Origin of the sequence: Polynucleobacter sp. JS-JIR-II-b4 (genome assembly GCF_018687815.1) — a bacterium.
Classification (GTDB): domain Bacteria; phylum Pseudomonadota; class Gammaproteobacteria; order Burkholderiales; family Burkholderiaceae; genus Polynucleobacter.
In genome coordinates, this window is the sequence record NZ_CP061306.1 from 1,724,146 (window position 1) to 1,737,050 (window position 12,905).

A 12,905-nucleotide genomic window follows, 5' to 3' on the forward strand; every position below is an offset into this window, starting at 1 on the left:
GAGTTTTTTGCTACGCTAATACATGCTTCAAACCATCTCACTCCGTGACTTTGTCATTGTTGATCAGCTAGAGCTAGATTTCTCAAGCGGGTTTACTGTGCTCACCGGCGAGACCGGTGCAGGCAAATCAATTCTGCTAGACGCCCTTGGCTTAGTGCTGGGTGAGCGTGCTGATAGCAGCCAAATACGTGAAGGTAGTAACCGCGCAGAAATTTCCGCACTCTTTCGTATTGAGCCAGAGCTAGTGAAATCCTTTAGTCAGTGGCTTGATGCGCAAGGATTCCCTATTGAGGATGAGGGCCAAAGCTTATTACTCAAAAGAACCGTAGAAAGTAATGGACGCAGTCGTGCCTTTATTAATGGCAGCGTTGCCACGCTAGCGCAATTGCGCGAAGCAGGTGATCAGCTAGTGGACATTCACGGGCAACATGCGCACCAACTACTATTAAAGGGTGGCGCTCAACGCGAACTTCTCGATCGTCACGCCGGCCTACTACCACTCGCTGTAGAGGTAGCTCAAACCTTCAAAACACTGGCTGACTCTCGTCGCCGACTTGAGCAAGCTGAAAATGCAGGTCAAGACGTTGAACGCGAGCGTGAGCGTCTTGAGTGGCAACTGGAAGAACTTACTGAACTTTCACCGCAAGAAGGTGAATGGGCCAACATTCAAAGCGAGCACGCCCGCTTAGCAAATGGGGCAAAGCTGATTGGCGGTTGCCAAGAGGCAATAGAAATATTGAGTGATGCCGATAATTCTCTGGAATCTACTCTATCGAAGGTATGCATTAATGTAGGCGCCCTAGCAGAGCATGACCCAGCATTAGGCGAGATTAATCAAGCCCTAGGGTCAGCCAGCATTCAGCTGGATGAAGCCATTCATGGCCTTAATCGTTACTTACAAAAGATTGATTTAGATCCCGCTCGACTTTCTGAAGTTGAGGAGCGTATGCAAGCACTGCATAGTACCGCTCGCAAATATCGCGCAGAGGTTGATGAACTACCAAAACTTCTTTTGGAGACATCAGAACGCCTGGACGCTTTAACCGCATCCCAAAATATTGAAGCACTCCGAGATCAAGTCAAACAAGAAGAAGTCGTTTACTTAAAGCTGGCAAAACAGCTTTCACAAAAACGCAGCAAGGCCGCCAAAGAGCTAGGCGATTTAGTAACTAATGCCATGCAAGATCTATCCATGGCAGGTGGGCGCCTAGAGATCGCTTTAACACCCCTTAGCGAAGGCGGATCCCAAGGTCTTGAGCAAATTGAATTTTTAGTAGCCGGTCATGCTGGTAGCTCTCCTCGCTCACTTGCTAAGGTAGCCTCAGGTGGAGAGCTGGCCCGCATTAGCCTAGCAATTAGCGTTATTACAAGTAAAGCCTCATTCACCCCCACACTCATCTTTGATGAGGTAGATGCAGGTATTGGTGGCGCAGTTGCTGAAACAGTGGGCAAACTATTGCATCAATTGGGTCAATCTCACCAGATCTTATGTGTAACTCATTTGCCACAGGTAGCGGCTCAAGGCAATCATCACCTCAAAGTCAGCAAATCTCAAAACAGCGAAAAGACAGTATCACAGGTGCAGATCTTGGGTAGAGCTGAACGGGTTGAAGAAGTGGCCCGCATGCTTGGTGGCGCTACGATTACCGATACCACTCGCCGTCATGCCCGTGAGTTGTTAGAACAAAACTAAAGCTGCATTACTTCTAGCCAATGCTTGAAGGCGCTTTAAAAATCTCCAGCCAAAGCGCTTGAACTGCATCTTTTGCCGCAATGAGCTCAAGCTCATTTTCTAGATTGATCTGGGTCTTTTCGGCTCCATCCAAACGCAAGCGATGTTGACGGGCCCTCAACAATCGATACGCATTGCCAACAGTGAGTGCAGCCTCTTGGGTAATTAAGCCCACATCACCAGCAATTCGCAACAAAGCGATATTGCCAAGATTACCAATGAGTTGAGCGTGTTGATAGGCATAAGCCAAGACCAAGAACTGGACAATAAATTCAATATCGACCATACCGCCAGAATCATGCTTTAAGTCAAAATCGGCCTTGGTATTGGGATGACCTGCATGCACCTTGCGGCGCATTTCTAAAATTTCTGTCCTGAGCTGCTCAATATTTCGTTTCTGACTTAACACCTCGGAACGAACTGAGTCAAAAAATTTGCCCACGCCCGGATTACCGGCCGAGCAACGAGCTCGCGTAAGGGCCTGATGCTCCCAGACCCAAGCCGCATTATCACCTTCTCGAAGTTGGTATTTTTTAAAGGCATCCGCATTCGTTACTAAGAATCCAGCAGAGCCATTAGGACGAAGACGCGTATCGATTTCAAATAAGCTACCAGTAGAAGTAAATGCAGTTAACCAATTAATCATGCGTTTTGCTAGCAAGGCATAAGTTTCTTGAGCCGCATAGTCTGAGTCTTCCGCTTGATACAAAAAGATAATGTCTAAATCAGAGGCATAGCCTAATTCTTTGCCGCCCAATTTGCCATAAGAAATAATTGCAAATGGAGGGCTAGCCTCGAGAAGTAACCCAAACTTTTGAGCCACACTAGGCCAAACCCGCTCAAATGTCGTCTGCAAAATTAAATCCGCTAAAGCAGACAGATGGTCGCTTACCCGCTCTACCGGCAGTGCTTGTTGCACGCCAATACCTAGATCAGTCAATAGCGTGATAAAGGTTTCGTTGTGATGGGTGACTCGTAGGATATCCATCGCCTGCTCAGAGCCATCACTATCGGCCATAACATCATCGAGCCGCATATTTAGATTGGCTCGCACCTCGGTCCAATATCTTGATGGATCCTCGATTAGAGTTCTCTCGGTTTGAGAGTTCAATAAGTGATCCAGTAAATGTGGATGACGCGTAAGATATTGCGCACCCCATTGAGACGCCTTGAGTAAGTCAAGCACATTAGATAATGCTCTGGGATACTCGGCCAAAATGGAAAGATAGGCACTACGCCTCGCAATTGCCTCAAGCAAATCAAACAAACGCAACAGTGTTTGGTCAGCATGTGCCGAGGTAGCAGCTTCAATCTGCAAACTCTCTGCCGCCTTGCACATCAAGTTATCGAAAATTAAACGACTTTTTTCCGGCAACAATTTTTGTTTTGGGCTATCAATCCACGACTGCCACCGAATATAGGAGTCAGGGAAAAATATTGGATCAGGCGCCCAGTCCCGAGCTAAGGGCGCAATCTCCAGACGCGAGCCATCGTCCAGTAAAAATGCTTTTTCAAAAAGCTGAGCAACCTTATTTTGATGCCGCTCCAGTTCGGTCATAAAAGCGTTTACTTGTGCTTCTTGGCCTTGCATCGAAATCGCCAACCGTGACCGTACTTCAGCATCATCAGGCAGATAGTGGGTTTGCTGGTCATCCCATACCTGAAGACGATGCTCCAAGCGTCTTAAGAAAACATAGGCTGCCTGTAACGCATCCACTTCATCGGCGGGCAAGATGCCACATTGTTTAATGAGATCTAAGACCTCCAAGCTTGGGCGGACTCTAAAGCGAGGATCTGTACCACCCCGCATGAGTTGAAACATTTGTGCCAAAAACTCAATCTCTCGAATACCGCCGCGCCCTAACTTGATGTCACGTGAACGCCCTTGATGACCCGAAGAGCGTTTTTCTGCTTCAGCCTGAATTTGTGCATGCAAATCCCGAATGGATGCAATCACACCGTAATCTAAATGCCGACGATATACAAAGGGCCGAATCAGTTGGTCAAGCTCTCTTTGGCAGCGAGAAAAATCTGGGGTCCCAGGTAGAGGCGCGATTAATCTACCTTTAATCCAGGCGTAGCGCTCCCACTCTCGCCCCTGAACCAATAGATATTCTTCCAGCATATCCAAACTACATACCAGGGGTCCTGAATCTCCATTGGGACGAAGGCGCATATCCACCCTAAAAACAAACCCATTGGCGTCGTGCTCAGCAAGCAGCTTGATTAAGCGTTTGCCCATTCTCGTGAACCATTCCTGGTTGGATAAACTCTTAGGTCCACCAGTAGTTTCACCCTCATGCTCATAGAGAAAAATCAAATCGATATCTGATGACAGGTTGAGTTCAAGGCCACCCAATTTACCCATGCCGACAACCATGAGCGGCACCTCTGATTGCGTTGCGTTACTCCAAGGCAAGCCGAAACGGGCTTTGAGGTCTTCCCGAATAAAGGCAATCGATGCGGAAACTGCTAATTCAGCAAAATGGCTCAGCGCCTGAGTCACCTCTTGCAAGGCGGCCATGCCATTTAAATCTCGGAATCCAACCCAGAGCATCAAACGCTGTCTTGCCAAGCGCAAATTGGCCATCCAGAGGGTCTCGTCTTGCGCATCAACCCGTTCATCGACACTACAGTCTTTTAGCAAGGCCTTGATGCCCTGCATATCGACTTGTTTCTGCCCTTGAATACGGAGCCACTCAAGCCACTCAGGGTGAGCAGTTAGCCAACGTCGCGCATAAGTCGAGTGTTGCTCTAAAAAATCGATTTGCCGGGAAAAATCATCCATTCCCCCATCTTAATCCGACCCCAAGACCCAAGCCAGAAGCTTGTCGATCAGGCTAGGGCTGAAGGATAATGGAGGTCATGCTGCAAAACATCATCCCGCCTCGCCTCAAGAGCGTGCTTGCTAAACGTCCTCAAGGTTCGAACGGGGCTTGGCGTAAGCGTGCCCTCATCTTGACGGGCGTTGTTTTGGCTCTTTGTGTGCTGGTGCATGTAGGCGTGCGGTTTGTTCTTTGGCCGCAAATTGAGAAATCTAAAGCCTCGGTTGAGAGGCTCATTAGCGCTCGCATTGGTGCAGATGTATCTATGGACTCTCTACAAGTTTCATGGACGGGCATGAGACCTAATTTTGAAATTGAAGGTTTGCGCTTCAACGCGCCCGATAAAGCGAAACCGCTCTTATTCATTCAGAAAATTGATGGGCAACTCAGTTGGGCAACTTTTTATCACCTAGCCCCATTCTTTCATGAGCTCAATATCGAGGGTGCTGAAATTTATGGGCAACGTAATGGCAAAGGCGTCATTACTGTTGCCGGCATCCCCATAGACGGAAAATCCAATGACTACTCCACTGAGAATTGGCTCTTTGCTCAAAATGAGATTCGTGTCAGCGATGTCAAATTATTTTGGGATGATCAACTCAAAAAGAAAGCCATTACTTCAATAGATATTCAAAACCTTTCTCTTAGCAATGGGATTCGTAGTCATCAAGGCTCGCTGAATGTCATTACGCCCTGGACCAAGGGGCCGGTCTCGCTTGATATTGATCTTGTGCACCATATCGGCGGCCAAGCGGGTAATTGGCGCGATTGGATCGGGACTATCTCTTGGAATGTAAATGAACTCCAGCTCACTCAAATAGCAAATGAATTTGCTCTCTCGCTCAATACGCTTGAGGGAGTGGTGAACTCCAATGGAAAATTAAAAATTGACAACGGCAAACCTGATGGCGGAGAAATTTATCTTGCTGCCGATCGTTTAACTATTCAACTATCTAAAGGTGAAGATGCCATTGCTCTTGGAAGGCTAGAAACCAACCTGGCGCAAGAAACTGATAATGGATTGATATCTGTTACTACCAAGACATTTGCCTGGCGTGATATTGAGAGTCCAGCATCTACCCCCCTCGAGAATTTAAGCCCAATGACTTTCCGCTGGAGACCACCAGCGGGAGATGGAGAAATTAAAGAGTTTGGTTTTTCATCACCAAAGATTTCGGTTGAGGATGTTGCCTTATTTGCCCTGAACCTACCTTTATCTAAAAAAGTTCATCAGTGGATTAAAGCATCACAAGCTGATGGTGAGTTACAAGATCTCGATATCAATTGGTCTGAAAGTAAATCACCCTTATCTGCCCTCAATATTCCCGGCGGATGGTTCAAATCGAACAAAGTAGACTTTACTGTAAGCGGAAAACTCATCGACCTCAGCTTTGTTGGCATCAATAAAGCAATGCCTTCAGTATCCAAACTGTCTGGCTTCCTTTCTGCCGACCAAAACAAGGGCAGCTTCTCGATTAAATCAAGTGATCTAGAGCTCGAGGTTAACGACCTATTGGTGGATCCAAAAATCAAGCTTGATCAAGCCAATGGTCAAATTTCTTGGGCAAAACAAAAAGGGAATTGGGTCGTTAATGCAAAGCAGTTAGCGCTCAGTAATTCGGAGATTTCAACCACTCTCAATCTTAATTACATCATTGGCGAAGGTAAAAATCCTGACTTCATGAACCTGGATATGAATTTTGCTCAGGCTGATCTCAAAACTGCCTATCGTTATTTGCCCGTTGGCATGGGCAGTGATGCCAAATCCTATTTAAGTAAAGCCTTTGATGCAGGCATCATTAAAAATGGTAGCTTGCATATTAAAGGTGATCCTAATGAAGTGCCCTTTCCCAAATCGAGTACCGTGGAATTTAGCCTCAAACTTCCAGTTATTGACGCTACTTTCAGCCCAGTGCCAAGTTCATCTCCGGCGCAAGGTATTTGGCCCGCATTCAATAAAGTAAATGGCATGATCAATATGCAGAATGCTAACTTTACGGTAGATATCGATCAAGCAAGCTACAAACAAGTTGCACTAAGCAAATTTCATGCAGAAATTCCTAGTGTGAGCGCAAAGCAATTACTTCTGACGGTGAATGGTGAGGCTCAAGGTGACGCCCCACAACTGCTTGAATATCTATTTGCCTCACCTGTTGGTAAAAAGCAGATTGCGCTTGAGCGCAATCTAAAGGTTACAGGACCCACCAAGCTCAATTTGGCTCTTAGCATTCCCCTATCAGGCAACGGAGACACCAAAACTGACATTCAATTAAATTTTCCCGGCAACAGAGTCCAGTGGGATGACTTGCCTCCTCTGGATAACCTCAAAGGAAAGATTCGTATAACCGAGATTAATCCTGAATTCGAAGATATCACCGCTAATTTCCTTGGTGGTGATATCAAGATTTCAAGTGCAGCGCCAAATCAAGGTAGCCAGAGCTACAACATCTCGGGTGATATTAGCGCCAGCTTTATTAAAGACTACTTCGCAAAAGATGCATCGGTTCAGGTGGCACCGATTTTGCAAGCAATGAGTGGCGTAGCAAGATATGAGGGTGCCATTCATTTCAATAAAGGTAATAGCGAAACCAATCTCAAGATTGACATGCGTGATTGGGCTAGTTCAGCACCAGCCCCCGCGAAAAAGCAGTTGGGGACACCCATGTCAGGCCAATTAACCCTAAAGTCCTTTGCGAAATCACCCTCCGCCTCCAGTCGATTTACATGGGATGGAAAAATTGGTGACGCCTACTTTATTCAAGGTGAACTTGGCAGTGATGACACTCTTCGTCATGCAGTAGGAATCGGCACGAGCGCAGTACCCCCGGGCCAAGGCTTTCAGCTTAATCTTGCAACTTCAGAGCTCAATCTCGATGTATGGCAAGATTTTTTAGAAAGCCAAAGTAAAAAAGGTGCTTCTAAAGCGGAAGAAAAAAATCCAAGCAATATTCAAATTGCTGCCCAAGTAAAAAAAGTGGTTTTGTTTGAGCGCAATTGGCAAGATCTGAATTTTTCAGCAAGCAATAAAAATGCTGCTTGGCAAATGCGAATTAATTCACCCTCCATCGCCGGTCAACTGCAATATACAGAACCCAATAAGTCACAACCAAGCGGTTTGATTAGTGGGCGCTTAGCGCGACTCAAGTTTCCCGAGAAAGTCAGCGCTCCAATTGAGGTCAAAAAGCCAGCCTCAAAAAATCTTCCTATCAAAACTGCGATTAATCCTGACTCCATTCCTAGTATTGATTTGGCTATTGATGACTTCAACTGGGGTAAGGCTCAGCTTGGTCAGCTGAAAATTAAAACCAGGACAAATAACAACGTCCTCAATATGGATTCCATCCAATTCAATAATCCCCAAGGCAGCTCTGTTTTGACTGGGCGCTGGGTTGGTACCACCCAGAATCAAGCTGAACACACAACGGTGAATGTTGATTTAGACATTAAGGATGCTGGCCAAATTATTGAGCATTGGACCAGCCAAAAATCAGTGGAAGGCGGCCAAGGCAAATTGACCAGTAACGTGGAGTGGGATGGCACTCCTTTCGCACCTCAATTCGACACCCTAGCCGGTAAGGTAACTTTGAATCTTGAAAAAGGTCGATTGTTAGAGGTGAATACCAGCGGCGCCAAGCTACTCGATGTTCTCAGCCTACAAAGTTTATTTAGATTTGCTACTCTGGACCTCCAGGGAAGCTTGGGCAATATTGTGACCAAGGGAACGCCATTTAATTCCATTGATGCTTCTTTTGATATTAGCTCCGGAGTTGCTCAAACAAAGCAATTCACAATGGGTTTAGACCAAGCACGGGTTGCCATGAATGGGCAAATCAATATCCCCAAACAAACGCAAGATTTGCGTGTCACCATATTCCCAACAATTGATGCAACAGCTGGCTCATTAGCTGCATTTGCCATTAATCCTATCGTAGGTCTGGGCGCATTGGTTGGGCAGTACTTAATTACGAGTCAAATCAATCGTAATCTCCAATCAGACTATCTGGTCCAAGGCTCTTGGGATGATCCAGAAGTGATTCCTCTTGATCAAAAAGGTCAGCCAATTGACTCGAAAACTTTAGACACCATTCGCAGTAAAGACTTGTTAAAAGAGCAAAGTAAACCAAACAGCAATAACTCTGGACCACAAAGTAACCCAAGTAATTCAGGCAACTCCAACAAAATTTCTAACTAAATCATCATGAGCCTATCAGTAAGCAGTGCCGATCTCAAGATTGCCTCCATTCAGATGGTTTCCACGCCTGATTTGCATGAGAACTTATCTACAGCAAGTAGACTCATCGCTGCAGCTGCAACTGAAGGCGCACAACTAGCCGTCTTGCCAGAGTATTTTTGCTTAATGGGTCTTAAGGACACCGATAAAGTACGGGCCCGCGAAAGTATTGGTAGCGGCCCTATCCAGGAGCAGCTTTCGGATATTGCACAACAAAACAATATTTACCTAGTGGCAGGCACTATTCCACTGGAAGCAAAAGATTCTAATAAAGTACTTAATACAACCCTTGTCTTTAATCCTGCCGGCGAGCAAATTTCTCGTTACGACAAAATTCATTTATTTGGTTTTCAAACAGCAACTGAGCGTTATCAAGAATCCGAAACAATTGAGGCTGGCAATGAGCCGGGCCTCTTAAAAATTTCAATTAATGGAAATGATTGGACCTTTGGCTTGAGTATTTGTTATGACCTGCGCTTTCCAGAGCTCTATCGCGCCCTTGGACAGTTAGACTGCCATATCATCCCAGCCGCCTTTACATATACAACTGGCAAGGATCATTGGGAAATCCTCTTACGTGCTCGCGCTATCGAAAACCAATGTTACGTATTGGCATCTGCCCAAGGCGGCATTCATCAAAATCAACGTCGCACTTGGGGTAACAGCATGCTGATTGATCCTTGGGGCAGTATCTTGGCTAACCTCCCCGAGGGGGAAGGCTTTATTTCTGGGGTTTTGTGCAAAGATAAATTAAACGAGGTACGCTCTAAGTTACCCGCACTTGCGCATCGCAAGCTTTAAAGAAAGATTTGCTGAATCACATGAATGCACCAGAAGCACTATTCCCCGCCAATTGGACCAAAGCCAAAAAGCAAGCAGACCTCATCAAACTAGCCAAATCTATTTTGCTCGAACCAACCGGCTTATCCGAGCAAGATTTGCACGGCACCTTTGGCAACTTATTTGCTCATCGCCTTGATGATGCAGATCTCTACTTCCAACATACTCGGAGTGAAAGCTGGAGTCTTGAAGAAGGCATTGTTAAGTCCGGCAGCTTTAATATTGATCAAGGCGTTGGTGTGCGCGCTATCTATGGCGATAAGACGGCTTTCGCTTATTCAGATGAGATTAATTTAGAAGCTTTAAATAAAGCAGCCAAAGCTACTCGAGTAATAGGGCCCGAGGGTGGCAAGCAAGCGGTTGCAAGCAAATTATTTAACCCCGTATCCAATAAGCTCTACTCGGATGTCAATCCTTTAGATTCTCTTCAACCCAAAGAAAAAATCGCATTACTAGAAAGTATTGAGCGCCGGGCTAAGGCACGTGATCCGCGCATTATTCAAGTCATGGCCAGTCTGGCTGGAGAATTTGATGTCGTATTAGTAGTGCGAGCAGATGGCTTGCTAGCTGCAGATGTTCGTCCTCTTGTGCGCGTTTCGGTACACGTCATTGCAGAACAAAATGGTCGCCGTGAATCAGGCTCCTCTGGCGGCGGCGCACGTCATGACTATCTCTACTTCAATGAAGAACTCATTAATCGTTATGTTGATGAGGCAGTTGACGGAGCCCTAGTGAACCTCGAATCTCGGCCAGCACCCGCTGGCCCAATGACAGTAGTTATGGGACCAGGCTGGCCTGGCGTTCTATTGCATGAGGCAGTAGGTCATGGTCTCGAGGGTGACTTTAATCGCAAAGGTTCTTCTGCTTTTGCTGGTCGAATTGGACAACGTGTTGCAGCTAAGGGAGTGACTGTTGTTGATGATGGAACCCTGTCTGGACGAAGAGGCTCTTTGAATATCGATGACGAAGGCACTCCCACTCAATGCACCACCTTAATTGAAGATGGCATATTGAAAGGTTACATTCAAGACAGCCTAAATGCCCGACTCATGAATATGCCCCTCACCGGCAATGGTCGCCGTGAAAGTTTTGCTTCACTACCAATGCCACGAATGACCAATACCTATATGTTGGCCGGCAAAGATGATCCTCAAGAAATTGTCGCCAGCATCAAGCGCGGTTTATACGCAGTGAACTTTGGTGGTGGTCAGGTTGATATCACTAGTGGCAAATTTGTGTTTTCTGCTTCAGAGGCCTACTGGGTTGAGAACGGCAAAATTCAATACCCCGTCAAAGGCGCGACCATTATTGGTAGCGGGCCAGAATCCCTAAAACAGGTTTCTATGATCGGAAATGACCTGAAATTAGACGGTGGGATTGGGGTTTGTGGCAAGGAAGGGCAAAGTGTTCCAGTCGGGGTTGGGCAGCCTACCCTGAGGATTGATAGCCTGACTGTAGGTGGGACTGCCTAATATTGGCTAATTACGGCTTAAAATAGCCGGATGAGCCAACAAAATACGAATCCCGCTAATTGGTACTCTGCAGTCGACAAGACTTCAGATACTGACGATCAACGCATTGACAACATTTCTGTTCTGCCTCCGCCAGAGCATTTAATTCGCTTCTTTCCGATTTCTGGAACGCCTACTGAAGCGTTGATCAGCAACACTCGCAAAAAAATCCGCGACATTATTCATGGCAAGGATGACCGCTTACTCGTAATCATCGGACCATGCTCCATTCATGACCCAAAAGCAGCGCTGGAATATTGCCAACGCCTCTTAGCTGAGCGCGTGCGTTTTGCTGGTGAATTAGAAATTGTGATGCGCGTGTATTTTGAAAAGCCGCGCACCACTGTCGGCTGGAAGGGTTTGATCAATGACCCTTACTTGGATGAGAGCTATCGTATCGAAGAAGGTCTCCGCCTTGCGCGTCAAGTACTAATGGAAATCAATCGCCTTGGCATGCCAGCTGGTAGCGAATTCTTGGATGTGATTTCCCCGCAATATATTGCGGATCTGATTTCATGGGGTGCTATTGGTGCACGTACTACTGAGAGCCAAGTTCATCGCGAACTTGCTTCTGGCTTGTCTGCACCTATCGGATTTAAGAACGGCACTGATGGCAACATCAAAATTGCTACTGATGCGATACAAGCTGCAGGTCGTCCACATCATTTCTTATCCGTTCATAAAAATGGTCAAGTATCTGTTGTGGAAACTAAAGGCAATAAAGATTGCCACGTGATTTTGCGTGGTGGCAAAGAGCCAAACTATGAAGCTCAGTTTGTGCAAGCGGCCTGCTCTGAGCTAGAAGCAGCCAAGCTTCCAGCCAGTTTGATGGTTGATTTATCCCACGCCAATTCAAGCAAGAAGCATGAGCGTCAGATTGTGGTTGCTGACGATGTGGCACAGCAAATTGAATCTGGCTCACACCAGATTTTTGGCGTGATGGTTGAGAGTCATTTAAATGATGGAGCTCAGAAATTTACGCCAGGAAAAGATGATCCAAGCAAATTGGAATACGGCAAGAGTATTACCGATGCCTGCATCAACTGGGATGACTCTGTGAAGGTACTGGAGCGTCTAGCTACAGCCGTTAAGAAATGTAGAAGCAAGAAAAAGTAATACTGCAGTATTTTTTAAGTACTACTGATAAAAGAGACTAATTTATTTAGTCTCTTTTTTTTCATGCTTCCACAACACATCCGAACCACCAGCCGCACGATTCAAAATACGCGCAAGCACAAAGAGCAAATCGGATAGGCGGTTGACATATTGACGAGGGGAATTATATAAAGGCTCCTCCCAACCCAAGCGAACAATCGAACGTTCGGCCCTGCGACATACGGTGCGACAAACATGGGCTTGTGCAGCAGCGCGAGTACCACCCGGCAAAATGAATTCAGTCAAAGGGGGTAATTGTTTATTGTATTTTTCGAGCCAAACATCTAGCTGCGCTACATGCTCAGGATTGAGCAGTTTGTAATTAGGGATGCATAGTTCGCCCCCTAAATCGAATAAATCATGCTGCACCTGCAGAAAGAGCTCCTGTAATTCGGCAGAAATGCTCTCTGGGATCTCCTCGGTCATTAAAACCCCGATTTCTGAGTTCAACTCATCGATATCGCCCATAGCGCAGACCCGTAAGTGATCCTTCTCTACGCGACTTCCGTCACCCAAGCCCGTCATTCCTGCGTCACCGGTTCTAGTGGCGATTTTTGATAGTCGATTTCCCATAAGCTTAATTATAGGTAAATGGCTAAAATGATTCTTAT

General features: G+C 46.2%; 7 protein-coding genes. 5 read left to right on the forward strand and 2 right to left on the reverse strand.

Going from position 1 to position 12,905, the window contains the following annotated elements:
* Positions 1–22 precede the first annotated feature (22 nt).
* The gene (gene recN, locus ICV90_RS08740; RefSeq protein WP_215358566.1) at positions 23–1,693 is read left to right on the forward strand and encodes a DNA repair protein RecN; all 1,671 of its coding nucleotides are present in this window, start codon (positions 23–25) and stop codon (positions 1,691–1,693) included.
* Positions 1,694–1,706: 13 nt separating this feature from the next.
* Here recN and glnE read toward each other — a convergent pair whose 3' ends face one another.
* Complete coding sequence (glnE, locus tag ICV90_RS08745) at positions 1,707–4,520, reverse strand: bifunctional [glutamate--ammonia ligase]-adenylyl-L-tyrosine phosphorylase/[glutamate--ammonia-ligase] adenylyltransferase (RefSeq protein ID WP_215358567.1); 2,814 nt, start codon at positions 4,518–4,520, stop codon at positions 1,707–1,709.
* A 77-nt stretch (positions 4,521–4,597) separates the two neighbouring features.
* Between glnE and ICV90_RS08750 the strand changes: the two genes are divergently transcribed.
* Genes ICV90_RS08750 through ICV90_RS08765 form a run of 4 tightly spaced genes read left to right on the forward strand, consistent with a single transcriptional unit; the run spans position 4,598 to position 12,255 of the window.
* Positions 4,598–8,749: a YhdP family protein gene (locus ICV90_RS08750; RefSeq protein ID WP_251367718.1), complete on the forward strand. Its 4,152-nt coding sequence runs from the start codon at positions 4,598–4,600 to the stop codon at positions 8,747–8,749.
* Between the two features lie 6 nt (positions 8,750–8,755).
* Complete coding sequence (locus ICV90_RS08755) at positions 8,756–9,589, forward strand: carbon-nitrogen hydrolase family protein (protein WP_215358568.1); 834 nt, start codon at positions 8,756–8,758, stop codon at positions 9,587–9,589.
* A 20-nt stretch (positions 9,590–9,609) separates the two neighbouring features.
* Positions 9,610–11,100, forward strand: coding sequence for a metalloprotease TldD (gene tldD / locus ICV90_RS08760; RefSeq protein ID WP_251367719.1), 1,491 nt, complete (start codon positions 9,610–9,612; stop codon positions 11,098–11,100).
* A 30-nt stretch (positions 11,101–11,130) separates the two neighbouring features.
* Positions 11,131–12,255, forward strand: coding sequence for a 3-deoxy-7-phosphoheptulonate synthase (locus tag ICV90_RS08765; RefSeq protein ID WP_215358569.1), 1,125 nt, complete (start codon positions 11,131–11,133; stop codon positions 12,253–12,255).
* 42 nt (positions 12,256–12,297) lie between these two features.
* On the opposite strand, the gene ICV90_RS08770 is transcribed toward ICV90_RS08765, so the two are convergent.
* The gene (locus ICV90_RS08770; protein WP_215358570.1) at positions 12,298–12,867 is read right to left on the reverse strand and encodes a cob(I)yrinic acid a,c-diamide adenosyltransferase; all 570 of its coding nucleotides are present in this window, start codon (positions 12,865–12,867) and stop codon (positions 12,298–12,300) included.
* Positions 12,868–12,905 lie beyond the last annotated feature (38 nt).